This window comes from Microbacterium aurugineum (genome assembly GCF_023101205.1).
In the GTDB taxonomy this organism is placed as follows: Bacteria; Actinomycetota; Actinomycetes; order Actinomycetales; family Microbacteriaceae; genus Microbacterium; species Microbacterium aurugineum.
The window spans coordinates 2,955,006-2,979,470 of sequence record NZ_CP078078.1 but is presented as its reverse complement, the minus strand read 5'-3'; the positions used below and the strand labels follow the sequence as shown (position 1 = coordinate 2,979,470).

The window sequence follows — 24,465 nt, the reverse complement described above, 5'->3', positions numbered from 1 at the left end:
GTGGGGACTTCTCCCCATCGCCTGAGCGGCCGGGTGACCGCTATCGTCGAATCCGGCGAGGGAGGACCACTGATGGCGGGCAATGACGGGATGCTGCTTCCGATGAGCGAGCTGCAGGAGATGTCACAGCAGATCACTTCGATCATCACCGAGTTCGAGTCGGCCAGCGCGCGACAGGGAGATGTCCAAGAAGCGGTCGGTCGGCCGGCCGGCGATGGGCGACTGCGCGACCGCTGCCACTCCTTCGAGGGCAGCTGGAACGACAGCCGGGACAAACTCCTCAGCAAGCTCCGCACGGTGAGCGAGCGCGTGCAGGGAACGATCGACGAGACGCAGCAGGCCGACGTCGACCTCGCGAGCCAGATGGAGCCGTCTTCCCCGTCGAGCCAGCCGGCGGGGCGGGGCCCCGGCGCTGCCCAGGCAGTCTAGGAGAACAACATGCAGACGACCAGAGGGCGCACGGTCGAGGTCATCGCCGGGAACCCCGGCGACATCGACGCCAGAGCCACGCAGATCTCCGATCTCGCTGACGACATGTTGTCCGCTGCGGCGACACTGCGCGGCATCGGCGATGGCAGCATCCGCGGCAAGGGCTATGCCATGGACAAGATCCGCGAGGTCGTGGACGACTCGCACAAGGACCTCAAGGAGGCGGGCGAGCGCTATCGCCCGGCGGGGACCGTTCTCAGTCGCTACGCGACCGCGCTGTCGACGGCGCAGCAGCAGATGGCCACGATCGTCTCGGACTGCGAGACCTCCTTGAGTGCGGTTCAGTCGGCCCGAGGTGATGCTTCGGATGCACAGGGTGCGTTCAGCAGCTTCCGCACCGAGGTCGCCGCTGCCCCTCCCGCTCCCGAGGAGCAGGATGCGAGCGCGCAGCAGAGCGACCGACTCGAGCAGGCGGCTGCGAGTGCGGCGCTCGCGCTCTCGCAGGCGAGGGAGACGCACGCCGAGAACCTCCGCGCCTACGACGGCGTCTTCGAGACGTGGGAGGGCGCCTACGAGACGGCCGTGAGCGACCTCGAGGATGCCAACAAGATCGGCGAGGACTCCACCTGGGAGAACATCGCCGGCGTCCTCGCCGTCGTCGCTGAAGTGCTCAGCTGGGTCGGACTCGGTCTCGCTGTCCTCGGCCTGATCATCGGCGGCCCTTTCATCGCCGCGCTTGCCGTGATCGTCGCCGTCGCGTCGCTGCTCGTCACGGTCGCTCTCATGTTCGACGGGCGCAAAGGCATCGGCGACCTGTTGTGGTCGGTGGTGGGTATCCTCCCCATCGGCAAGCTCGGCCTGCTGTTCAAGAAGGGCGGACAGCTGAAGTTCCTCGGGGAGATCGGCAAGGGCATCGCGAAGCCGTTCCAACAGGTCAAGGGCCTCCGGGGGCTCCAGTTCGCCCCGCGCAGCGGATGGCGCGCCGACTGGCTGCCGAAGTTCGATGCTTTCGCCGGTCGGGTGTCCGGCGTCAAGATGACCGGCCCTTTCTCGTTGAAGGGGATGCTCGACCGATTCGTCGGCGGTACCGGGCGCTCCTTCACGATCGCGTTCACGGACGCTGTCGGGTCGGCGCCGAAGCAGGCCATGGGAACCCAGCTGTTCAGCCAGTTGCCGACGGCGCTGCAGAATGTCGTCGGCGGAGCACCGACGACGTTCGAGCAGGTCTTCAATGTGTACAAGTGGATCGACCGCGGTGTGTCGGCGACGGGAGGACGCCCTTCCGGCGCCCTCTCGCCCGCGGGCGCCATCAATGGGCTGTTCTGAGATGGGCACGTCACTGTCGGAATCCGGGTGGGATCTGAACTACGACGCCGCGTTGTTCATCCCCCTTCCCTCGGCGGAGGAGCTCGCCGCCGATCCGGAGCGCGGGCCGATGTGGGTCGGGGAGGTTCTCGAGCACTACGCGGCGTCGGCACCGCTGACCGAAGGTGACCGCCAGGGTCTGACGGTGACCGCCGAGGCACTCCTGAGCATGGCCGAGCCGTTCGTGATGCGCCTGTGGTTCGCTCCGCCCGGGTTCTACAGCGATGTGCTGGTGAGCCTTGTGGTGACCGACGCCGAAGGGGACTCGGCGAGGGAGATCGTCCAGCGTGTGACCGAGAATCCGGGAGCGACCGCGCCCGACGGGATCGCCATCGAGTCGGATACGCATGGCTCAGGAGTTCTGATCCGCCGCACCGCCGGAGTGCAGGCTCAAGACTCGAGTGCACTGCTGGTCGCCCAGTGGGATCTGCTGCTCCACGTGCACGGTGTGCTCATCGCCGCCAACGTCATGGCCACCACGCTTCCGGTGCTTGCCCAGCTCGAGGGTGAGCTGCTGGCCCTCGTCGAAGGCATCGTGCTCCCCGACGCCGTCATCGCATGATGCCGTCTCGGGGGCTTTTCCTGTGAGGATGGGGAGATGAACGATCTTCGTGTGGAGCTGCGGTACGGCATCCCCCCGTTCCGAATCGCGCTGCCGCCGGGGTGGCATCGAAGGGCTGCGTCGACGGCAACCGAGAAGGCTGACCTCGCGCGTGCATCGGAGCTGTTCCGCCAAGCCGGACGCCCCGATCTCGAGGCGCAGTATCGGGCGATGATGGCCCGTGTGCGTCAGGGCATGACGCGGGCGAAGGTGTTCGCGATCTACCGGCAGGAGGATGTCGAAGCCGACGAACTCCTGCCGATGTCGATCACGGCGTCGGCGGTCGATGGCGAGGGTGGCCGCAATCTCGACGCCTGGATCACGGATGCGTTCCGGCTGCGTGGAGCGAGCTTCCTCGAGGATGCCAAGCATGTCGTGCGGTGGGAGGGCCCGGCGGCCCAGGCGCCCCGTGGCGCGGAGCTCGAACAGGTGACCGGACGAACGATCACGTACGCCCTGCCGGTGCCGGAGACCGACCGCACGCGCGCGCTGGTGTTCACGACGACCATCCTCACGCCAGACGGTGGCGGGATCTCCGACGAAGCGATTCAGGGCATGACACTGCTCAGCGATCTGATGATCTCCACCGTTGCGTGGGAGCAGGCAATGCCGGAGACGGTTCCGGGCTCGGGGTGAGCGACTGCGGCTTTGTTCCGCCATCCGGTGGGGGACGGGTCGGTGATGGGGAGTTGTCCCCATCGACGGTGTTTATGGGTGCCGCGTAGGGTGGTGGTATTCGGGCCGGAGGGGTCCGGTTCTCTCGATTTGCGGAGGTGTGGACGATGGCCGATTTCGGTGCGTCTTATGCAGAAATGGAGCAGGTGGCGTCGTCGCTGTCGCAGGCTCGTGATGACATTCAGGGTCAGTTGGACACGCTGAAGGGTCAGGTGGACACTCTTCTGGGTGAGGACTTCAAGACGCAGCATGCGTCGGGGAAGTTCGGTGAGGGGTACACGGAGTTGACGACGGGTCTGAAGACCGCGGTCGACGGTATCAATGACATGTCGGAGTCGCTGCTGGGGATGATGCGCGCGATCCAGGATCTGGATCAGCAGCTCGCCGGCAGCTGACGAACGGCGCGGTTTCACGGAGAGGGTCGACCAGGTGGTCGGCCCTCTTCGTCGTCAGCGTGCGGCGTCGGCGAGGTGCCGAGCGTCGTGGCCCAGGACCTTCACGATGATCCCGTGGCGGCGCAGTTCGGCGACGGTGCGGGCGCCCTCTTCGGCGTCGCGGCCGAGAGCCTTGATGTTCACGACGACCAACACATCGCCGTGTGTCAGAGTCGCGATCAGACGCGCGAGACGGTCGTTCCAGCTCTCCAGGATGTCGGGTGCCGGGTGACGGAACCCCTCGATCGGCACGCCGAAGCGGGTGAGGTCTTCGCGCTGCTTGACGACCGACGGCATGCCCTCCCGAGCGACGACGAGACCGACCAGGCGCGAGCCGTCAGGGCGTGCGGTCCAGAAGTTGCGGTTCTGCTGCAACTCGGTGAAGCACTTCGGGCACGCCGCGGCATCATGAGGCAGGTGCAACGGGCTCGTCAGCGCCTCATCGACGGCAGTCGCCTTCATGGGATCGATCGTCTCGCTCATCGCGCACCTCCGGCATCCATTCTGCCCTGTCGGACGGCGCCGCGGCGACCGGATTCACAACAGGCCGAGGGCTTGCACCGTCTCTCGCTCCTGGAGCAGTTCTGCGACGGACGCGTCGATCCGCGCGCGTGCCCACTCGCTCAGCTCCAGCCCTTCGACGATCTGCCATTCACCGTCGACGGAGCGCACGGGGAAGGACGAGACGAGACCCTCCGGGACGCCGTATTCGCCGTGCGAGACGACGCCGGCCGAGGTCCAGTCGTCGGTGCCCCGGACCCAGTCGCGCACGTGCTCGATGGTCGCGTTCGCGGCCGACGCCACCGACGACGAACCGCGCACCGCGATGATCTCCGCTCCGCGCTTCGCCACCCGCGGGATGAACGTTTCGTCGAGCCATGCCGGCACGTCGCCGACGATCTGTTCCAGAGCCGGCGCCACCGGACGGCCGGCGACCGTGGCGTGCGAGATGTCGGGGAACTGCGTCGCCGAGTGGTTGCCCCAGATCGGCACGCGGCGCACGGTGTGCACCGGGGTGCCGAGGGTCTGCGCGAGCTGGGCCCGCGCGCGGTTCTCGTCGAGGCGCGTCAGGGCGGTGAAGCGCTCGGCGGGTACGCCGTCCGCCGACGCGGCCGCGATCAGGGCGTTGGTGTTGGCGGGGTTCCCGACCACCGTGACGCGCACACCCGCCGCCGCGTTCGCCGCGATGGCCGCGCCCTGCGGGCCGAAGATGCCGGCATTGGCGGCGAGCAGGTCGGCGCGCTCCATCCCGGGCCCGCGGGGGCGGGCCCCCACGAGCAGGGCGAGGTCGCACCCGTCGAAGCCCACCGCGGCGTCATCCGTCACCTCGACATGCTCGAGCAAGCCGAACGCGCCGTCCTGCAGCTCCAGTGCGGCGCCCTCCGCGGCACCGAGCCCCTGCGGGATCTCCAACAGGCGGAGCCGTACCTTCTCGTCCGGTCCGAGCAGGTCGCCCGCCGCGATGCGGAACAGCAGTGCGTAGCCGATCTGGCCGCCGGCGCCGGTGAGGGTGATCGTGGTCGTCATGCCCCGAGCATACGTCCGATCACGCCGGTCGTCCCGCGGAGTACCCTCGTCGCATGACCTTCAATCCCGACGCCGACATCTCGGGCAACACGACCCGTCGACGCGGTCGCACCGCAGCCATCGCCGGGGGTGCGGGAGTGGGCGTGCTCGGCATCATCGCGCTCATCGCGGGCCCCCTCCTCGGCATCGACCTGACCGGGCTGCTCGGGGGTGGTGCGCCGAGCGGGAGCGGCGAGCCCGTCGGGGGATCGGTCATCGAGAACTGCGACACCGGCGCGGATGCGAACGCGGACATCGACTGCCGGATGGCCGGCGCGCAGCTCGCGCTCGATGACTTCTGGGCGGAGAACGTCGACGGGTATCGCGCCCCGCAGATGATCGTGGTCGACGGCTCCACGCCCACGCAGTGCGGTACGGCGTCCAATGCCGTCGGACCGTTCTACTGCCCGCCCGAGGAGGGGGTCTACGTGGACCCCACGTTCTTCCAGCTCATGCAGCAGCAGTTCGGGGCGTCGGCCGGTGACCTTGCGCAGCTCTACATCGTCGGGCACGAGTGGGGCCACCACATCCAGAACATCACGGGCGACATGGACCGCTACCCGAACAACGGGACGGGCCCGGGCAGCAACGGGGTGCGGATGGAACTGCAGGCGGATTGCTACGCCGGGGCCTGGATCGGTCGGATCTCGGAGGAGACCGACAGCAAGGGTGTCCCGTACCTGAAGCCGACCACCGAGGCGCAACGGGTCGACGCCCTGAACGCGGCGGCAGCGGTCGGCGACGACAACATCCAGGCGCAGTCCGGTTTCGTGAACCCGGAGAGCTGGACGCACGGCTCCAGTGATCAGCGTCAGCGCTGGTTCGCCGAGGGGTACCAGAACGGGCTGGGCGCCTGCGGCCAGGTGTTCACCCTCGCCGAAGGTGACCTCTAGCAAAGGGGCACCCGCGAGGCAGGTCCGTTACGGTGGAAGAGGCAGTACTGCACGACCGGCTGGGGGGCCGATGATGACGAAGACAGACGCACTGTATCCACCGATCGAACCGTACGACACGGGGGAGATGCTCGTCGGAGACGGTCACCGCGTGTACTGGGAGGTCAGCGGAAACCCCGACGGCAAACCGGTGGTCTTCCTGCACGGCGGCCCCGGCAGTGGAACCTCGCCCTGGCAGCGGCGGTTCTTCGACCCGGAGGCCTATCGCATCGTGCTGTTCGATCAGCGGGGGTGCGGGCGCAGCACACCGCACGCGAGTGCTCCCGATGCGGACTTCCGTCACATCACCACCGCCCACCTGATCGCCGACATCGAGCTGCTGCGCAAGAACCTCGGCATCGACAAGTGGCAGGTGTTCGGCGGGTCGTGGGGGAGCGCCCTCGCACTCGCCTATGCGCAGGCACATCCGTCTGCGGTGACCGAACTCGTGCTCCGCGGGATCTTCACGCTGCGTCGCGAGGAGCTCGAGTGGTTCTACGAGGGCGGGGCAGCGGCCCTCTTCCCGGACCTCTGGGAGAGCTTCCTCGCGCAGATCCCGATCCTGGAGCGCTCGCACCTGATCGAGGCATACCACCGCCGACTCTTCGACCCCGACCCGGCGGTGCACGTGCCCGCCGCGATCGCCTGGTCGACCTGGGAGGCGGCGACCGTGACGCTCACACCGGATCCCGCGCAGATCGCCGCCCTGTCCGATCCGCAGAAGGCCACCGCGTTCGCCCGCATCGAGAACCACTTCTTCGTCCATCGCGGGTGGTGGGACGAGGGGCAGCTGATCGCCGGCGTCGACGCCATCCGCCACATCCCCGCGGTCATCGTGCAGGGTCGACACGACGTCGCGACCCCGATGATGACGGCGTGGGATCTGCACCGGGCGTGGCCCGAGGCGGAGTTCATCGTGGTCGACGATGCCGGTCATGCGGCGACCGAGCCCGGCACGCAGAAGGCGCTACGCGCGGCGACCGACCGATTCGCTCGTGCGAGCCGCACGACGTGAAGGAGATCTCATGGAACGAAGGAGTGGATGCGCGACCGGCTCCTTCATTCCATGATTTCTCCTTCGTTTCGCGCTGACCGTCAGGCTCGGTGCGCGCTGACCGTCAGGCTCGGAGAGCCTTCGTCAAGGTCTTCACGAGCCCCACGAGACTGCCGTCGACCCGGTAGCGGGTCAGTCCTTCGCTGACGGCCGCACCGGTGCGCGCGGAGACGAACCACGGTGGCTTCGGCAGGATCGTGAACCGTCCACCGCCGTTCGCGATCGGTAGTGAGCGCGGGAGGGGGCGGAACGGTCCACGGAGCACGGAGCGCTCGACCCCGTCGAGCAGGAGCGCGTTGTGCACGACCCCCAGGCCGCTGCCGACCTCGTCGATCGTGCCGCCCGGGAACGCGCCCCAGGTCAGTGTCGGGGTGATGAACGCGAATGCCGTCCAGCTGTTGATGGCGATGGAGCCGTAGTGGAGCGCGGCGATGGCCCGTTCGAATCCGGCACCGAGCGACTTCTCCGTTGCAGGGTCGATCAGCAGGTTCGCGCCGAGGGTGCCCTCCAGCCTGTCGTTCGCATGGGCGACAGCGGCATCCAGGAAGTCCTGGCCGGTTCCCGGCACGGTCACGACTCCCAGCACCGGGGCGAAGTACTCGGTGGTCTCCAGCGCGGTCGCGTCGTCGTCGGCGTCGATCTCGACGAGCAGCCGATCGCCCAGCACGAGGGCGTCGGGGTAGGCGTCGGATGCGAGCTCCATCTGCGAGGCGGAGCCCGGGTACCAGGTCGGACGTTCGGGGGCGTTGGCGTATGCACGGCGCAGCGCGGCTCGGAACGCATCGGCTTGATCCCACTCCGACGACATGATCACCACTTGGCCCGCGATGCAGTTGTGTCCGCAGTTCTGCAGCCGCATGGTCGCGATGTGCTCGGCGTGGTAGGTGAGGTCGGCCTCCGTCCACGCGCCGGGCACCACGATGATCGGTGAGACGCCGCCGAGCTCGGCCGTGATCGGCTTCTTCAAGCGCGGGCGGTTCTCGCGGCGACGGCGCTTCGTGGCCGCGGCCCCCTCGCCCTTCGACGGCCCCCACACAATGGTGTCGAACGTCGCGGCGGACCCGGTGATGTGCACGTGCGCGAGTCCGGGGTGGTCGGTGAGGAATGCGCCGACCGCCGGGCCGCCTCGCACGATGCGCAGGAATCCCGGCTCGATGAGGGGCGCGAGCGCACGCTTGTACACCGGCACGAGGGCGTCCTGAGTGGGGTTCACCTTCAGCAGCGCCGTGCGGTTGTGGGCGAGCAGTTCGTAGAACACGTCGAGGACAGGGATCGAGGTGATGTTGCCGGCACCGAGCACGAGTCCGACGCCGCCCGACGCGGTAGGTGTGCGCTGCGCGAGACCGGCGGATGCGCGCGCGGCGTTCGGGGTGATCCCGGGCTCCAGCCAGACCTCGCCCGTGAAGCCTGACAGCAGGAACCTGTCGATCCCGGTCAGGGGGAAGGCGTGCACCCGGGTACGCCCACCCGGGGCGCGGTCGATCGTGATGCCGTCGAGCGGGTTGGTGCCTTCCGCCAGGCGGGAGAGGGTCGCGATGTAGGCGTCGAGCGCGCCGATCACGCTGTAGGGGCCGCTGAGCCACTCTTCGCCCCGCAGTGGATGCGCCCCGTCGAGGCCCTTGGAGGCGGAGGCCGTGTTCGCCCAGTCCTCGGCGGTGGCGGCGACGCTCGTGCGCACCGCGCGCAGCAGGGTCACGCGTTGAGCGATCGTGAGGGCCGACCACGTGCGTGCGCCGGCGTGCAGGTCGTCGACGGCGGTGTCGAGCCGTTCACGCTCGCCCGCGCTCATCCCGGGAGCCTCGGTCTTCGGCGCGCGCTTCGGAGCGGGCGTGGCGGCGGTGGAGGTGCTCGCAGAAGTCATCGATGTCTCCTTCGGACGGGATCCCAGCTTAGGCGTCGAGGCTCGCCACGGCGTCGATGTCTTCCCTGCGCAGGCGATAGCGGCGGAGGGTCAGCAGGCTCGCCGCCATCAGCGCGGCGGGGAGGATGCTGAAGCTCAGGACGATGCCCGTGATCGCGGCCGCCGGTTGCTCGACGGTGGCGCCGGCGACGGTGGAGATGTAGCCGGTGGTGGCGAGGGTCAGTGACACCGCGGTCGCACCGAGGGCGAAGCCCACGGTCTCGCCCGCGGTCCAGATGCCGGTGAACGTGCCCGCCTGTCCCGGCCCGCTGGTGCGCTCGTCGTGCGAGATGACATCGGGCAGCATCGCCATCGGCAGGGACTGGAGCCCCGCGTAGGCGATGCCGGCGACGGCGACGGATGCGTAGATCCACGCGCCGGGCGTCCAGACCGCGATGACGAGGGTTGCCGCTGCGGCGGTGAACAGGCCGCTGGCGATGGCGAATGCGCGTTCCTTCCCGGTGCGCCGGGCGAGCGCGGTCCACGCCGGCGTCGTGAGCAGCGCGGGTCCGACGAGGGCGACGAACACGAGCGTCACCGCGTCTTCGGATCGCAGGACCCAGGTCGCGACGTACTGGGCGCCGGCGAGCATCGTCCCCGTCGCGAGCGCCTGCAGGACGAAGGTCCCCAGCAGGGCGCGGAACGGTTGACTGCGTCCGAGTGCCCGGAAGCCGGACATGTACTGGTCGCGCCACGTCGAGGACACGATCGGTGCGCCGGAGGTGTGCGCGTTGCGCCGCGCCGCGATGTCCGCCGTGCGGGCGGCGATCAGCATGCCGATGCCGATCGCCAGGCCGGAGGCGATCCCCATCAGGAGGTATCCCAGGACGGGATCGGAGCCAGCGTTGCGCAGCGCCGGACCGCCGGCGCCGAAGAGCAGGATCGCCGCGGTGAGCACGACGACGCGCCAACCCAGCAGGCGGGTGCGCTCGTCGTAGTTGCCGGTCAGCTCTGCGGGGAGCGCGACGTAGGGCACCTGGAACAGGCTGAAGGCCGTCGCGGTCGCGAGGAACGCCAGCAGGACGCTGACGGCTCCCGTCACCGGTCCCCAGGAAGGGGGGACGGCGAAGGTGAGGGCGAAGAACAGCGGGAGCGCGAGGGCGCCCGTGACCATGAATCCGCGGCGGGACCCCGTGCGTGCGAGCTGTCGATCGGAGGCCGCGCCGATCAGGGGATCGATCAGGACGTCCCAGATCTTCGCCGCGGTGACGATGAGTCCTGCGGCCAGCGCGGCCACGCCGAGGTTGTCGGTCAGGAAGTACGTCAGCACCAGCCCGGGCAGGGTGGCGTAACCGCCGGTCCCCAGCGACCCGATCGCGTACAGCACGATCGTACGCGGGGAGAGGCGGACGGATGCTCGTTCGGACCGAGCCTCAGTGCTCATCGCGCCAGTGTAGCGGCGCCACGGCGACCGTTCAGATCAGTGCGAGCTCGCGCAGCTTCGACTCGACATCGGCGTTCGACGGCTCGACGTGGTGCGAGGCGTCGGGGTACACGACGACCGGGATGTTCGTGCGCCCCGAGATCTCCTTCGCGATGTCCGCGGCAGCGGGCTCCGCGACGAGGTCGACATAGGTGTACTCGACGCCGAGCGCATCGAGCTGCTTCTTGGTGCGGATGCAGTCGCGGCACCAGTCGGCGCCGAACATCGTGATGGTGTCGGAGGCAGGAGAAGTCATGCCTCCAGCCTACGGCTGCGTGGATGGGGTGGCGCTGAGAAGCCTCTTGATAGGTAAGGCTACCCTTATCTAAGCTGGTGGCATGAGCAACGCGTGTGAACACCTGGATGACCCTGACTGGGACAGCATCGAGGGGGCCGTGCTCATCGCCGGCGATGCGGCCGATGCCGGTACCATCGCGGGCATCGCGGCGCGGCTGCCCTGGGACGCCCAGGGGGTCATCCTCCTCGAGGTCGCGGCGCGCATCCAGTTCCGCCACATCGATGTTCCCGACGGCGTCTCGGTGCGGTGGCTCGTGCGTGGCGACGGCATCCGTGCGCACGCTCGCGGTGAGCGACTCGCGAACGCCGTCCACGCCTGGTGTGTGGAATGGGCATGCGGCGAACCGTGGTCCCCGTGGACCGTCTGGCTGGGCCCGCACACTCCTCCACACGTGGCGCGGATGGCGCGCAGCCTTCTCGGCGTCGCGAACTGAGCGACGCCCGATGGTCAGCGGGTCGCGGCGACGGCCGGGGCGTTCGCGCCGGCCGTGATCGCGTCGAGCGCTCGGCGCAGCGATGAGCTCGAGGTGTGCGCCGTGTACGGGAAGTACACGACCTCGACGCCGACCTCGGCGAATTCGCGCTCGAGGCGCAGGCCCTTGTCGGTTCCGCGCCAGTCGTCGCCCTTGAAGAAGTGCGTGAAGTGCACGTCGCGCCAGGAGTCCATCTTCGATGGTGTGGTCTCCACATAGACGTCGTCGACGAAGGAGATGTGCTTCACGATCTCCGCGCGCTCGGACGTCGGGATGACGGGCTCGATGCCCTTCACCTGGCGCAGCATCTCGTCGCTGACGACACCCGCGATCAGGATGTCGCAGTGCTGCTTGGCGTGACGAAGTAGATTCAGATGCCCGACGTGAAAAAGGTCGAAAGCACCAACGGCATAGCCGATACGCGTCCCCATGATCTCCCCAGATCAGTAGTCCCCAGTAAGCGGATCCCCACCCGCTCAGCGACTCCCACAGCCGCAAGTCGAGAGTCTAGCAGGTTCGGGTTTCTTTCCCCACAGGAACACATGGAACGATGGAGGCCGCAGGCATTGCGCGTGCGGAAGAGGGGGCTGACGTGGGGACACCGGTCACGGTCATCGTGCCGACGTTCAACGAACGCGACAACGTCGCGGAACTCGTCGCCCGCATCGCCGCTGCGCTCCCCGAGGGGGATGCCGAGATCCTCTTCGTCGACGACAGCACCGACGACACCGCTGCCGAAGTGGCGCGCGTCGCGGCCGATGCCCCGGTCCCGGTGCGCGTTATCCATCGCGCCGAGAACCACGGCGGTCTGGGCGGGGCCGTGGTCGTCGGGATCGAAGCCGCGTCCTTCGACGTCTGCATCGTCATGGATGGCGATCTCCAGCATCCGCCGGAGCTCCTGCCCGCCCTGCTCGACCGATACGACGCGGGGGATGCCGATCTCGTCGCCGCGTCCCGCTACGTCGGCGGAGGGGACACCCGCGGCCTCGGGACGGCCGTGCGGTTCGGCGTCTCGCGCGCGGCGACCTGGCTGACCCGGGCGATGTTCCCGATCCGGCTCGCTCGCAGCACCGACCCGATGACGGGCTTCTTCCTGGTGGACCGGAAGCGCCTCGACGTCGCGAATCTCCAGCCTCAGGGTTTCAAGATCCTCCTCGAGATCCTGGCCCGCAACGACCTTCGCATCGCCGAGGTGCCGATGGAGTTCGCCGAGCGCCGGCACGGGACGTCGAAGGCGAGTCTGCGCCAGGGAGCGACCTTCATCGCGCACCTCGCACGTCTGCGATTCGGGAAGATGTCCTTGTTCGCACTGATCGGCGCGATCGGCGCTGCCGCGAACCTCGGGATCATGTGGGGGCTGACCGCCGCCGGCGTCCCTTACATCTGGGCGGCCATCATGGGCGCCGAGGTCACGATCATCGGGAACTTCCTGCTGCAGGAGCGCTTCGTCTTCGCCGACATGCGCACCGACGCCCGTGGCCTCGGGGTCCGCTTCGCCAGTTCCTTCGCCTTCAACAACGTCGAGGCGGCACTGCGGATCCCCGTGATGGCCTTGATGGTCGAGTCCTGGCACATCTCGAGCGTGCTCGCGACGGCCCTCTCTCTCATCGTGGCCTTCTTCGCACGGTTCCTCTTCCACTCGCTCGTCGTCTACGCCCCGAAGCGGCGCCGGAACGACGAGGCGGCGGCATCCGAGCCGAAGCCGGATACCGCCGCGCTGCGTGTGATTCGGGCCATCGACGCTGAAGCGATGAAGCCCGGCGAGCTCTAGGGCGCGGAGACCCCGAGGTCCGACCTCGGAGCCGTGAGCGCCTCCGGTGCGGTACACGGTCGCGTGTCGTCGTAGCGGGCAACGAGCTGATGGATCCGGTTCAAGCCGCTGCCCTATTCCGCGTATGCCCAGTGCTTCACATAGTCGATGAGGACATCGTTGATGGCGCCCGTGGTGGGGCCGGTGCGGGCGCCCCAGCTCTCTCCGATGAACTGGGAGAAACGGATGTCGAGCTGACCGCTGAATCCGGCGAGGATCTTCGGGTCAGACGTGCGGAACGTTTCGACCCCATCCACGGAAAGTGCGATGAACTGAGGAGTCTGCTCCAGCGTGTAGGTATGCCACTGATCGCTCGGCGTCGTCAGAGTGAAGTTGCGCTGGGTGTATTCCCCCTTTGTCTTCACGCCCGTCTGTTTGTAGATGGTCTGCTGGATACCGGTGCCGTCGTTCGGGTAGTAGCCCGGCTGCAGGTTCGGCGTGCCGATAGCTTCGAAGAGGTCGATTTCACCACCGAGATTCACATCGCGGAACCAGATCGCTGACCAGAGCCCCGTGGATGATCCCGGCGTCAGCATCTTCGCCCGGATCTCGGTCTTGCCGTACCCGATGTGGTGCTTGCCGCGCGACCAGACGTAACCTCCGCTGTAGGTGATGGTCTTGCCGTTGAACTGCTGTGGCGCGGCCAGCTTCTGCATACGCAACCGGAGGTTGCCGTCCACGACGCTCACGTTCTCAGGGAAGTTCGCCCCGTCGAGAGTGTTTGCGTCCATGAATCGGCGGGCCTCCCACGAAGAGGTATCCAGAGCGCCCTCGAAGTCGTCCTCCCAGGTCGGGGCCGCGGGTGCCTCCGCGACGTTCGCGTCGTTCACCTTCACCGTGAGGCCGGGGGACGATCTGGCTCCGAAGAACGCGATGTCCGCGCCGCCGCCGGCAGTCAGTCTGTCATCACCCGTGTCGGCCGCTGTGAAGTCCTGTGTCTTGCCCTCGCCCACGCCGGCCTCGGCGCTCAGGTGGACTTCCGCCCCAGCATCTGCGGTCGTCAATGACAGCTGGATGCTCTCGCCGAGCCCGGCGACGTCTGCGAGCTTGGATTCGGCCAGCACGACTTCGACCGGAGCCAGCACGCCGTACTTGTGCGCGGCGAGACGGTCGATACCGACGAAGACCTCACCGGTGGGCGCCACTCTCGACCACAGCATGTAGCTGCCGGACTGCGTGGCTCGGCTCTGCACCCCGATGATGTGCCCCGGCCCGGCGTCGGGCAGCGTTGAAGGAGTGAAGGTCACGCTGGTGACGGAGTTCTGCGGCGCATCTTCGGTGAGGCTCAGCATGCGCGACTCACCTGAGGCGACGTTCACCTCGACATCACTGATGAGGGTGTCGGTTGCGCTCGCCGCGGGTACGAGCAGAGAACCTAGAGCCAGTATCGAAAGAACGCTTCCCGCCATTGCGATTCGCGTGATGCGCTTCATATGTCCGGGCATGCTGGCTGTCTCCTTGGTCGATGGTGGCGCACTCAGTGCCCTGCGACGGTCGCAGATCGGACCTCGCGGCTATTCGCCGAGCGCCCCTGTAGGTCGGTGATCGAGAGACTCTAGCGGTGTTCGCCTGCAGCCCGTCGAAGTTATCCACAATCGAGCCTTCGATGCGAACCTCGAAGCACGGGCGTGCGACAGGGGGAGGCCCGGGGGGAGCCGTCAGCCTGACACGAGCCCGGTGTCGGAGTGACGGTCCTCGCCTCGCTCAGCCGTTCACTACGTGTCGGGGAACAACGCCTAGCATGGAGAGGATCGGCGCGAGCCGGAGCTTGTGGGGAGCGGTGAAAAGAGAGATCTTCGACGCCAAGACGCGTCTGCTCATGCGGGGTGATCGCCGAGCGTTCGAGACGATGGTCGAAAATGAACGACTCAGCGTCCGAGAGTTTGAGGCGCTCTCCACGACCGCGGCGGCGCGGATGGCTCTCCACGCGTACGACTCATCTCCCTTCTACCTGGACCTGTATTCCGGCGCGGGGTTCTCGCGGGAAGACGTCGCCGAACCGCGAAACTTCGAGAGGCTTCCGATCGTGACGAAGGCCGCGCTCCGGGAAGCGGGGGACAGCGTGCTCTCGACCGCGATCCCATCGAAGCGCGCGCTGGTGTCGCAGACCGGTGGCAGCACGGGAGCGCCGCTGCGGGTGCGGAACGATGCCGCAGCACCGACAGCCCCCATGTGGTGGCGGATCTATCGGTGGTGGGACGTGCATCCGGGCGACGACATGGCTTTCATCTATCGGCGGCTGAGGCAGGGGCGGGAAGCGCTGAAGTACGCGGTCCAGTGGTGGCCGAGCAGGCACATTCACCTCGATGCCCGGGCGATCACGGATGAAGCGATCGAGGACTTCACGAACCGATGGTCCCGTGTTCGACCCCGTCTCCTTGTGGCTTATGTAGAAGGTGCGACCGCGGTTGCCACCCACCTGGCGAAGTCAGGGCGCACTCTGCCGACGACAGCGGTGTCCGTCACGGCGGCGATGCTGCAACCCGGACAACGCGCACTCCTCGAATCGGTGTTCTGTGCGCCGGTGTATGACACCTACCGCTCTGCCGAGATCCCATGGATCGCTGCCGAATGTCCGCAGCATGAGGGACTGCATGTCGCGGGAGACCAGCGCATGGTCGAAATCGTCGACGATGCCGGCCGCCGCGTCGAGCCAGACGTAGAAGGGTCGGTCGTCGTCACCGACTTCAGTAACGAGGTGTATCCCCTCGTGCGATACGAAATGGGTGATCGCTCCCGGCTTCTGAACGGCGCGTGCGGCTGCGGGCGGGTGTTCCCTCGCATCGCCCCCGTGCAGGGGCGACTCGCCGACGTGATTCGTACGCCTTCGGGCCGCCGCATCACGGGCGGTCTCAGCGGGCTCTTCCTCGGGGATCCCGAAGCGATTCGGCAGATGCAGATCGTGCAGGCCTCGGACTACTCGATCGTCATTCGCTATGTCGCTACGCGGAAGGGGGAGGCCACGGATGCAGCCGCCCGAGCCGCCCGCGCGCTCACCGCACTTGTCGGGGAGAACGTCGACGTGACGACGATCGAGGTGTCGCGCATCGAGAGCCAAGCGGGAAAGGCGCGCCTGGTCGTCTCGGAAGCTCCGGATCCGCACTGACCACGCGACCTCTCACGGCGGGCAGCCAGCAGCAACTTGTAGGATGACGGGGGTTTGCGTCCGACGACCGTGTCGAACGCGCGGATGGGGGAGCGCACCTTGGCGACACACTGGACACTCGAAGACCTGTACCGAGGGGTCATGCAGTCGTGGCTCGTACTCGTGGGGACGATCGTCGCGTTCGCGCTCGTCGGCCTCGGTATCTTCGCGATCTATCCGCAGAAGTACACCGCGGAGGCGCAGCACACCGTCGAGCCGATCAGCGTACTCTCGACGGGATCGAGCTTCAACACCGTCAACATGGAGACCGAGAAGGTCGTCGCGACGTCGACCGCGGTGCTGGAGCGTGCCGTGGAGAATCTCGACGACACGTCGATCGAGGCTCTGCGTGCGAACACCGTGGTCGAGGTGCCCCGCAACTCGCAGGTTCTCATGTTCCAGGTGACGGCCAATACTCCGAAGCTCGCGGCCGAGCGAGCGAACGCGCTGGCGGCCGCGTACGGTGAGCAACGGACCGACAACGCCCGGGCCGTCGTGGAGAAGACCACGGCTGAGCTCGGGACTTCGATCACACAGCTCCAAACGGTGCTCGACTCCCAGCCCGTCGGGAGTAGCGAGCGTGCGGCCACGCAACTGCAGCTGCAGGCGCTGCTGGACCAGCAGGCTCGGATCACGGCGACGCCGTTCTACTCCGGAATGCTGGTGACTCCCGCAGATCCTCCGCAGCAATCCAATCGCCCGTCGGTACTCGTGTTCGTCGCCGCAGGACTCTTCCTGGGGATCCTCGTCGGTGCGATCGCCGCGCTGATCGTGTCGCGAGTGCGAAACGGCCCCGGATCCTCCTACAAGCGCAGCCTTCTGGAAGAGGAGACCGACGACGACGCGATCGACGACGACGTGATCGACGACGAGGACACTTTCTATGTCGAGGGCGAGGAGGTCGAGCTCGATGACGATGATTCACTCATCGAGCCCGACGACTCCCATGCTGCCGTGGCGCAGCCGATGGTAGCGCCGCAACGCGGCCACACCAAGAAGCGGCGTCGCTAGCCTTCGTATCTCCATACCCGGACGTAGTCGACCTGGAAATCGAGATTCTGGGTAGCGGCCTTATTGTTCGGATTCGGAAGACCCCAGTAAGTCGAAGACGGACCGACATGCAGGTTGAGACGCATGTGGAGCGGTGAACCGAAGTAGTTCGGGTTCCAGAGGTTCGGATGCGTCGATGGGGTCGCTCGCAGGATTTCCACACCGTCCACGATCACTGCGGCGTACGTCGGCGTGAACTCGAACGCGTAGGTGTGGAAGTCCTTCCACACCGGCGTCGCGGCGCCGTAGTCTGCGTGATGCCAGATGTAGCGTTGGTTCAGCGACGGGGTCGACGTGTGAGTGTGGACCGTCGTCGTTGCCGTGTCGATGCGCTGGTCGCGTACCGCTGCGTCGTCATACCCCCAGGCCTCCATGATGTCGATCTCACCGGACTGGTTGTTGCGGAGCCAGAACGCGGCGAGTGACCCGAACGTGTTCGGGCCGCTGGGCGTCTTGGCTCGGATCTCCCATCGGCCGTACTGCTGCGACATACTCACATCGTCGGAGCTGAGTCGTCGTTGGTCGAGATAGCCGGTCTTGTGCCAGAGTTCCCGCGGGCCCGTCTGGGTGGACGGGCGGATCGCTGGAGTGTCGAGCCAGTCGGCGCGAATGTGCAGAACGCCGGCGTCATCGACCGAAACCTGCTTGCGGTCGACCACGGCCGCGTCGAAGAGAAGACCGAGATCGTCCTGGCCGCGTACGTTCCACTTGGCGGGATCGACGGAGGGTCTTCCTGAGTCGTCCCTGTAGGTGAACTCGTCGCTCCATGACGGCGTGCCCCAGCCGGGGACGCTCGTGTCACCCACGGGAGGAACCGTCGGAGCCGTGGGAGGAACCGTCGGCTTCGTGGGAGGCGTCACAGGCGGAGCAGGGGTCGGATTCGCCGGAGGCGTTACGGGTGGAGCAGGCTTCTGCGTGCGGTCCTCGCGGACGAGATGCGCGTCGAAACTGAGATTGCGAGTCTGACGCCAGTTCGACAGCACTTGCACAGCCATCGTGTTCTCCCCCGCCGTGAGGATGCCCGCAGGAACCGAGAACGAGACGGTGTTCTTTCTCGCAGCCGTGGAAGTCGGCGCCGCGGTCGCGTAGCTCCCGGCCGTGATCTTTCCCGAGGGCGCGTTCTTGCGGCCGATTTCCACGCCGTTGATCCAGATCACGATCCCGTCATCTGCCCAGGTGTTCACCCACGACCATTCAGGGAGGTCAGAAGTGAGCGTGAAGCTCTTCGTGAAGTAGGTGGCGAGAGGCTGGCGACCTGCAACGCGGGGAAGCAGCGTGTTCACCGCCCCGGTGCTCGAGCCGATGCCGAACGGTGCCGTCCCCGTCGCCCAGGACTTCGTGGAAGTCTGCCAGCCCGCGGCGGGAGCCTCTGCTCCCCGGTAGTAGGACCAGTCGGTCGACCCACGGGGGATCACCGACGTGATGGTGCTCGAGGACTCAGCCGCGACGGCCGGTCTCCCGACCACGAGCGAGGCGCCCACCACTGCCAGGGCAGCGAGGGAAGCGAACAGGAATCGAAAGGATGAGTGTCGTATGTGATGTGTCAGCTTCATATCGAGGGGGTGCGAAGTCGAGTTGCACGGGCAACGCGGTTCGCCGGAGCCTTATCCGGGTTGTGGATGCGGGACGAGCTTTCCCCCTCGATGCATCCTGTTGACGTGTTTCGGCCTAGTGTACGGGTTCCTTTCCCCAAAGGTCCCTGACAATTTCGGTCGTGCTCGTGATCGACGCCCGCGACGATGCCCCGAAAACGATCGCCTCGACGTTCGCGTGATCATGGATCCACTCGAGGGCGCGGCGCGGCGGGATCGCTCCCGAAGCGAACACCGACATGGCGACCGGGCGGAAGGGCCGCTCGCGCAGGGCAGCCTCGTACGCCTCGATGCCCCCGGACATGCGGAACCCGATCTCGTTGATGTTCGCGCACACGATCGGGTTCTCGATACCGACACGATCGAGTGTGTCGAGCAGCATCGGTAGATTCATGGTGATGTAGGCCGGCTCGGCGCCGTAACGTTCGCGGACGTGCCGGTCGAAGATGACGAAGGCCTCGTCGAACCCGAGTCCGAGCATGAGGTCGACGACGACGTTCTGGAGGAAGATCACAGGGGTGTTGAGCCCCTGGAACATCTTCATCTCGGCGTCCACGAGCAGAGTGATGATGCCTTCGATGTCTTTCTTGACGAAAGACTTGCCTCCTCGCAGAGCCGCGTTCAGTAGTCCTTCTTCGGGGAGGAACTGCTTCAGCGCGCCCAACATCCCGTGATCGGTGACGGCGTTGGCGTACTTGTGCGCGTAAGGCATGCACGGGTAGAACCGATAGTCGGCGTAGCGCTCGGGATTCGCGCGCACGTGGTCGCAGACCTCTGCGATGCGCTCGTGCGTGGTGCACATGAGCGTCCGGATGCCGTTGTCGTACGCGATGTCGATGACATCGATGATCGCCTGGGTGTCCTGGAATCGGATCGCCTGCGCGCGCGCCTTTTCTTCGGACATGTGATTGATGCCGAAGAACTGGTTGTCGCCGAGCAGGAGACGATCCATGCCCGTGGTCGTGATCTCGCTCATGCTCTCTTCCCCCGTCCGAACAACCCGCGTTTCTGCGCAGGTGCTGTGGTGATCGCGATCGGTGCCGCCCCGGTCGCGGTTCCTGTCGCGGCATCCTGCAGGATCCACTCGATCACTCGATCGGTCTCGGAGGCACTGGCGAAGCTGTTCTGTCGGGCTTCCTTTTCTCCTGCAGCGACCGCCGCGACGAAGGCCTCGAGCTGAGCGCTGTACTCCTCACCGCGGAGATAGAAAGAGACCTGCTCGGTCAGGTCGGTCGTGTACAGGATGTTCCACCCGGCCCGATAGCCCTCCGGGATAGCCGCACCGTCGCGCAGGTACACGCGGATCTCTTGCCGGTCGGCGACGATGCGTCCCTGCGAGCCGGTGACCGTCATAGACGTGGACATCTTCCGATACGACTCATCGGACCAGTTGACCGAGAGCTGCACGCTGAGTCCGTCCGCGTAGTCGAGCGTTGAGTAGACCTCATCATCGGTGTCTGCAGAGAAGATGCTGTTCAGTACGGATCCGCGCACTCCTTGCGGCGTCCCCAGGTACCAGTGCACGAGATCGAGAGGATGGGCGGCGTAGTCGTACAGACACCCGCCGCCTGTCGTGCGCTTGCTCCGCCAGGTCGAGCCCTTGGGCTTGAGCACCACGGGGCCGTACGCCTCCGCGAGCACATGAGTGACGTTGCCGATCGCATTCAGATCGAGAAGGCGCTTGACCTCCTGGAACGTCGCAATGAAGCGGTTGTGATAGCCGACCTGAGCGACGAGCCCCTTCGTGGCGGCGAGAGCGGTGAGTTCCGCCGACTCGACAGCGGTGAGGGTCAGCGGCTTCTCGCAGAAGACATGCACACCCTGCTCGAGGGCGCTGCGGACCAGGGCCGCGTGCGAACCGGTCGGTGTCGCGATCAAGATCGCTTCCGGCTTCGCCTCGTCGAGCATCTTGTCGAGCGACGAGTACGTTGCCGCTCCCGTGTATTTGTTCAAGATGTCGAGGAGGTAGTCCGTTGCGTCAACGACCCCCACGAGCTCGACGTTCTTCAGTGCGCGAACGATCGCGAGATGAGACAAGCCCATCTTGCCGACTCCCACGACTCCGACGCGAACGCGTCGTGTGACAGCTTCTTCTGGCACGACAAAATCCCCTTCCCCAGATTTTCCCCTCGAATGGAGCCCCTTCCCACGGGCGCTCCATTCGATATACTAACCCGAAGGCCGCGCTGATGTCAGTGGGGACTTCTCGGCGGGATGGGGCCTGCCGAACATCTGGGGATTCCGACCACGTCCGACGTGAGTCGGATGCGTCACATAAGGGGAGTGCGCATGCTGCGTGAAGTTTCTGTCGTCGTGCCGACACACAATAGACCCGAGCTGATGAAGCTCGCCGTCGAGAGCGTGCTGGCGCAGAAGACCTCGGTAGGCGGGGAAGTCATCATCGTCTTCGACGCCTGCCCCATCGAGGTTCCGGAACTCGAGATCCCGGAAGGCTGGATCGTCCGGGGAATCGCCAACTCACGCAGCCGAGGCCTGGCTGGTGCTCGAAACTCGGGCATCGACGCGGCCGAGGGTCGCCTCGTGGCTTTCCTCGATGATGACGACGAGTGGTTGTCAGGAAAGCTCGACGCCCAACTCCGCCGCTTCGAGGAGAAACCGGAGGCGATCGTCGTCGGGACGGCCATGATCATCGACGACGGGGAGAGCACTCACGTGCGTCTCGTTCCCGATGAAGAGCTCTCGCATGAGGCTTTCCTGCGCAATCGCAACCCGGGTCTGCATTCCTCGAGTCTGATGTTCCGCCGAGAACTGCTCTTGGGTGAGCTCGGTCTTATCGACGAGGACCTCCCGCGCAGCTACGGGGAAGACTACGACATCCTCCTGCGCGCGTCCTCGCTCGGCCTCGTGAGCGTGGTCAACGAACCGCTCGTGCGCGTTCTGTGGAAGGGGCAGTCGTACTACTTCGGGCAGTGGGCCTCATACGCGGAGGCGTTGCAATACCTGTTGCGCAAGCATCCGGACTTCGCCTCGATCCCCGCCGCGCTCGGCCGGATAGAGGCGCAGGTCGCGTTTGCGCTCGCTGCGAGCGGAGACGCACGCGGTGCCAGGGCGTGGGCGCGCAAGGCGCTCCGCCACAACCCCAAGCAGGTGAAGGCGATGCTCGCGGTCGCGATCTCCTGGAAGCTCGTCACACCTCAAACGATCACGAAGATCGTCCAAAAGCTCGGACGAGGGATCTGATCGCATGAAGGTCCTCATCGCCTGTTCGTCGGGTGGGCATCTCACTCAGGCTCTCGCGCTGCGCGAGTGGTGGGGAGAGCACGAGAGGTCGTGGGCGACGTTCCCCGTCGAGGACGCGCGCTCACGGCTCGCCGAGGAGAAGGTGTACGAGATCCACTACCCGACGGTCCGCAATCTGCCGAACCTGTTGAAGAACTTCGCGCTGGCGCGTCGGGTCCTGGCGGCAGAACGCCCCGACATCGTCTTCTCCACAGGCGCCGCGATCGCGCTTCCGTTCTTCACGCAGGCTCGGCTCTTCGGCGCCAGGACGGTGTATCTCGAACCCGTGGACCGAATCACGTCGCCGGGATTGAGCGGTCGGCTCGTATACCCGTTCGCCGATGAGTTCCTCGTGCAGTGGGAGCAGATGCGCCAGTTCTACCCTGGCTCCCGAAACGTGGGGGTCGTGCTGTGAGCGCCGCGCTGATCGTCGTCTCCGCAGGCACCTACCATCTGCCGTTCGACCGTTTGTCTGCCTGGGTGGAGGAGTGGCTTCGAAAGAACCCAGATGCGCGCGTCGTCATGCAGCACGGGCCGTCAGTGCCCGTCGCGGGTGCGGAGAATGTCGAGATCCTTCCGTACTCGGAGCTGTTGGACCTATGCCGCCACGCGGACGCCGTCGTGCTCCAAGGGGGTGCAGGCGGCGTGATGGACATGCGGGCACTCGGTATCGTTCCGATCGTCGTGCCCCGCGTGCCCGGAGGAGGCGAGGTGGTCGATGACCATCAGCTTGTCTTCAGCGCCGAGATGGCTGACCTCGGCATCATCCGTCGGGCGCTCACGGCGTCCGAGCTCGCGACCCTCCTCGACCAGTCTCTGTCTGGCGAGATCCCTGCGTCAGGGACCATCGCGACCCCCGGCGCCGATGCGGTGCGCACGTTGCTCGAGCGCCCGATCCGACGAGCGCCCTGGTACGCGTTCATCCCGCGATCCTTGCGCAGCGGTGCCGCCATCCTCTCGGCGAAGCTTCGCGGCTGATCGAGTCCGTCTCGAGCATCACGCCCAGCGGCCGACGAATGGTATTCGGCGCCAGAGCGACTCGATGTGCAGGAGGCGTCGAAGAAGCCAGAGAACCACGCCATAGATCAGGCAGAGCACGACGCCGGCAAGTAGCAGGATGAGAAGACTCGAGCCGCCCCACCAGGTGAAGAGCAGGCCGCCGCCGCCGAAGATGACGACGGGCGGGATCATGGCTCCGACGAGTTTCCTCGGCTGAAGGTCGACATGCATTCCACGGTGCACCTGTACGGCGGCGATCATGTTGTCCGCGACGACCACCAACACCCACGTCACTGCCGCACCCCAGATGCCCATCAGGGGGACGAGCGCCAGGTTTCCTGTGATGCTCAATGCCAGGGCGATGCTCTTGTTGTACATCTGCCATGTGCTCTTCCCGCCTTGGAGCAGGATGCTCTGCAGCATCCCGCACGCAGTCTGGAACATCATCGCGAGTGATAGCAGGATCATCGGTCCCCAGCCCGAGCGGAACTCGTCACCGAAGATGTCGAGCACGGCGGGTCCCATGGCGATGAGGAGCATGTAGAACGGCCAGTTCATCAGGATCATCGCGCGCACGACCGAGGTGTGCAGTCGCGTCGACTCACTGTAGTTCTCGCGAGCGAGCAGCGCCGAGATCGTGGGAGACACGGCAACACGCATTGCCTTGTCCACGACGCCGCCCGCTCGCACCGCCCGAGTGATGACGGCGTAGACGCCGGCTGCGGCCGGAGAAGCCACCGCCGCGATGATCAGCACATCCGACCACTCCAGGGCCGTCTCGAGCCCCGAACTCACCGAGCGCGGCGCGTTGAAGCGCCAGAAGGAGGCGAGTGACGGCCGCCCCGTCGGCGGACTCTCCGCTCGCCGGCGGAAATCACGGATCAACGGCGTCGCCACGACGATCACGGTGATGACGAGCCAGACCGGCAAGGGCCACAGCCACGCCTCGAACGCGCCCCATGCCGCCACTCCGGCGAGGGAGACGGCGAGAAGCACTGTGAGCAGGCGGCTCGCCGGGAGGAGGACACTCTGCAGCAGGGTGAAGGCGGTGACGCCGCGGAGCATACGTGCGGCGATCTGAAGGACACCGATGAGTGCACCCATGACGATGTACGGAACCATCGCACGAAGGAGATCGGCGAGCGTATCGGCCTCCGTCGGCGCAGCAAGCCAGGCGCCGAGCGCGTCGGCGAAGAACCACACCGCCAGGGAGACGAGGCCGGAAACGATCGCGACGGGAACGGCGGCGAAGAGGACGATCCGCCATTCGGAGCCGACACGGTCGAAGGCTCGCTGCTCCGAGATGAACCGGACGATGCCGCTGTTCGTGCCGAGCCTCAGAACCTGGGTGAGGATCGTGAAGATACCCATCGCCTGGAAGAACAGGCCGGTACCGCTGGCGCCGAGCGTGTTTCCTACGATTGCCGTGAGGAGAAGCGCGGCGAGCGCCGCGAAGGCGGAACCGAAGAGACTGATCACT

25 protein-coding genes are annotated in these 24,465 nt (G+C 66.5%); 14 read left to right on the top strand and 11 right to left on the bottom strand.

Going from position 1 to position 24,465, the window contains the following annotated elements; translation table 11 throughout:
* The first annotated feature begins 72 nt into the window (after positions 1-72).
* From KV397_RS14385 to KV397_RS14365, 5 genes are all read left to right on the top strand, one after another.
* The gene (locus KV397_RS14385; protein WP_131492988.1) at positions 73-429 is read left to right on the top strand and encodes a hypothetical protein; all 357 of its coding nucleotides are present in this window, start codon (positions 73-75) and stop codon (positions 427-429) included.
* A 9-nt stretch (positions 430-438) separates the two neighbouring features.
* Positions 439-1,755, top strand: a complete 1,317-nt coding sequence (locus KV397_RS14380) for a putative T7SS-secreted protein (protein ID WP_261811554.1) — start codon at positions 439-441, stop codon at positions 1,753-1,755.
* A 1-nt stretch (position 1,756) separates the two neighbouring features.
* The gene (locus KV397_RS14375; RefSeq protein WP_261811553.1) at positions 1,757-2,356 is read left to right on the top strand and encodes a hypothetical protein; all 600 of its coding nucleotides are present in this window, start codon (positions 1,757-1,759) and stop codon (positions 2,354-2,356) included.
* Between the two features lie 36 nt (positions 2,357-2,392).
* Positions 2,393-3,031 (top strand): hypothetical protein, encoded by a 639-nt coding sequence (locus tag KV397_RS14370; protein WP_261811552.1) that lies wholly within the window; start codon positions 2,393-2,395, stop codon positions 3,029-3,031.
* A gap of 146 nt (positions 3,032-3,177) precedes the next feature.
* Positions 3,178-3,465 (top strand): WXG100 family type VII secretion target, encoded by a 288-nt coding sequence (locus KV397_RS14365; protein ID WP_028501988.1) that lies wholly within the window; start codon positions 3,178-3,180, stop codon positions 3,463-3,465.
* A 54-nt stretch (positions 3,466-3,519) separates the two neighbouring features.
* Here the strand turns inward: KV397_RS14365 and KV397_RS14360 are convergent, their stop codons facing one another.
* Both KV397_RS14360 and KV397_RS14355 read right to left on the bottom strand, forming a co-directional pair.
* Complete coding sequence (locus KV397_RS14360) at positions 3,520-3,987, bottom strand: recombinase family protein (protein WP_047521344.1); 468 nt, start codon at positions 3,985-3,987, stop codon at positions 3,520-3,522.
* Positions 3,988-4,041: 54 nt separating this feature from the next.
* A complete protein-coding gene (locus KV397_RS14355) occupies positions 4,042-5,031 on the bottom strand; it encodes a malate dehydrogenase (protein ID WP_047521342.1) in 990 nt (329 codons plus the stop codon).
* Between the two features lie 53 nt (positions 5,032-5,084).
* Here KV397_RS14355 and ypfJ point away from each other — a divergent pair, with 53 nt between their 5' ends.
* Positions 5,085-5,963: a KPN_02809 family neutral zinc metallopeptidase gene (gene ypfJ, locus KV397_RS14350; RefSeq protein WP_047521340.1), complete on the top strand. Its 879-nt coding sequence runs from the start codon at positions 5,085-5,087 to the stop codon at positions 5,961-5,963.
* A gap of 70 nt (positions 5,964-6,033) precedes the next feature.
* On the top strand, positions 6,034-7,017 hold the full coding sequence (gene pip, locus KV397_RS14345) for a prolyl aminopeptidase (RefSeq protein ID WP_261811551.1): 984 nt from the start codon (positions 6,034-6,036) through the stop codon (positions 7,015-7,017).
* Between the two features lie 103 nt (positions 7,018-7,120).
* Here the strand turns inward: pip and KV397_RS14340 are convergent, their stop codons facing one another.
* From KV397_RS14340 to KV397_RS14330, 3 genes are read right to left on the bottom strand one after another with little or no spacing between them, the layout of a single operon-like run.
* Positions 7,121-8,917: an aldehyde dehydrogenase family protein gene (locus KV397_RS14340; RefSeq protein ID WP_261811550.1), complete on the bottom strand. Its 1,797-nt coding sequence runs from the start codon at positions 8,915-8,917 to the stop codon at positions 7,121-7,123.
* 28 nt (positions 8,918-8,945) lie between these two features.
* Positions 8,946-10,340, bottom strand: coding sequence for an MFS transporter (locus tag KV397_RS14335; RefSeq protein WP_261811549.1), 1,395 nt, complete (start codon positions 10,338-10,340; stop codon positions 8,946-8,948).
* A gap of 31 nt (positions 10,341-10,371) precedes the next feature.
* A complete protein-coding gene (locus KV397_RS14330) occupies positions 10,372-10,635 on the bottom strand; it encodes a glutaredoxin family protein (protein WP_261811548.1) in 264 nt (87 codons plus the stop codon).
* An 82-nt stretch (positions 10,636-10,717) separates the two neighbouring features.
* Between KV397_RS14330 and KV397_RS14325 the strand changes: the two genes are divergently transcribed.
* Positions 10,718-11,110, top strand: coding sequence for an SIP domain-containing protein (locus tag KV397_RS14325; protein ID WP_131492980.1), 393 nt, complete (start codon positions 10,718-10,720; stop codon positions 11,108-11,110).
* A 14-nt stretch (positions 11,111-11,124) separates the two neighbouring features.
* Here KV397_RS14325 and KV397_RS14320 read toward each other — a convergent pair whose 3' ends face one another.
* Positions 11,125-11,580 (bottom strand): adenylyltransferase/cytidyltransferase family protein, encoded by a 456-nt coding sequence (locus KV397_RS14320; RefSeq protein WP_131492979.1) that lies wholly within the window; start codon positions 11,578-11,580, stop codon positions 11,125-11,127.
* A gap of 119 nt (positions 11,581-11,699) precedes the next feature.
* On the opposite strand from KV397_RS14320, the gene KV397_RS14315 reads away from it, so the two are divergent.
* Positions 11,700-12,920, top strand: a complete 1,221-nt coding sequence (locus tag KV397_RS14315; protein WP_131492978.1) for a glycosyltransferase — start codon at positions 11,700-11,702, stop codon at positions 12,918-12,920.
* Positions 12,921-13,033: 113 nt separating this feature from the next.
* Here the strand turns inward: KV397_RS14315 and KV397_RS14310 are convergent, their stop codons facing one another.
* Positions 13,034-14,392, bottom strand: coding sequence for a glycoside hydrolase family 16 protein (locus tag KV397_RS14310; RefSeq protein WP_261811547.1), 1,359 nt, complete (start codon positions 14,390-14,392; stop codon positions 13,034-13,036).
* A gap of 347 nt (positions 14,393-14,739) precedes the next feature.
* Here KV397_RS14310 and KV397_RS14305 point away from each other — a divergent pair, with 347 nt between their 5' ends.
* Positions 14,740-16,065 (top strand): phenylacetate--CoA ligase family protein, encoded by a 1,326-nt coding sequence (locus KV397_RS14305; RefSeq protein WP_153243515.1) that lies wholly within the window; start codon positions 14,740-14,742, stop codon positions 16,063-16,065.
* Positions 16,066-16,119: 54 nt separating this feature from the next.
* Positions 16,120-17,115 carry a Wzz/FepE/Etk N-terminal domain-containing protein gene (locus tag KV397_RS14300; RefSeq protein ID WP_248539640.1) on the top strand — a complete coding sequence of 332 codons (996 nt, stop codon included), beginning with the start codon at positions 16,120-16,122 and terminating at the stop codon, positions 17,113-17,115.
* Here KV397_RS14300 and KV397_RS14295 read toward each other — a convergent pair.
* The 3 genes from KV397_RS14295 to KV397_RS14285 form a co-directional block, all read right to left on the bottom strand.
* Positions 17,112-18,635 (bottom strand): glycoside hydrolase family 16 protein, encoded by a 1,524-nt coding sequence (locus KV397_RS14295; RefSeq protein ID WP_153243517.1) that lies wholly within the window; start codon positions 18,633-18,635, stop codon positions 17,112-17,114. The genes KV397_RS14300 and KV397_RS14295 overlap by 4 nt on opposite strands.
* A 187-nt stretch (positions 18,636-18,822) precedes the next feature.
* Positions 18,823-19,722, bottom strand: a complete 900-nt coding sequence (locus KV397_RS14290; protein ID WP_227991965.1) for a hypothetical protein — start codon at positions 19,720-19,722, stop codon at positions 18,823-18,825.
* Positions 19,719-20,846, bottom strand: a complete 1,128-nt coding sequence (locus tag KV397_RS14285) for a Gfo/Idh/MocA family protein (protein ID WP_261811546.1) — start codon at positions 20,844-20,846, stop codon at positions 19,719-19,721. Before KV397_RS14285 ends, KV397_RS14290 begins: the two co-directional genes overlap by 4 nt.
* Positions 20,847-20,960: 114 nt before the next feature.
* Between KV397_RS14285 and KV397_RS14280 the strand changes: the two genes are divergently transcribed.
* From KV397_RS14280 to KV397_RS14270, 3 genes are read left to right on the top strand one after another with little or no spacing between them, the layout of a single operon-like run.
* Complete coding sequence (locus tag KV397_RS14280) at positions 20,961-21,947, top strand: glycosyltransferase (RefSeq protein WP_315972129.1); 987 nt, start codon at positions 20,961-20,963, stop codon at positions 21,945-21,947.
* Positions 21,948-21,951: 4 nt separating this feature from the next.
* Entirely contained in the window at positions 21,952-22,401 is a 450-nt protein-coding gene (gene pssD / locus KV397_RS14275) for a PssD/Cps14F family polysaccharide biosynthesis glycosyltransferase (protein ID WP_153243519.1), read from the top strand.
* Positions 22,398-22,964, top strand: coding sequence for a glycosyltransferase (locus KV397_RS14270; protein ID WP_153243520.1), 567 nt, complete (start codon positions 22,398-22,400; stop codon positions 22,962-22,964). The genes pssD and KV397_RS14270 overlap by 4 nt, the downstream gene beginning before the upstream one ends.
* Before the next feature lie 18 nt (positions 22,965-22,982).
* Here the strand turns inward: KV397_RS14270 and KV397_RS14265 are convergent, their stop codons facing one another.
* Positions 22,983-24,464 carry a lipopolysaccharide biosynthesis protein gene (locus tag KV397_RS14265; protein ID WP_261811544.1) on the bottom strand — a complete coding sequence of 494 codons (1,482 nt, stop codon included), beginning with the start codon at positions 24,462-24,464 and terminating at the stop codon, positions 22,983-22,985.
* Between the last annotated feature and the right edge of the window lies 1 nt (position 24,465).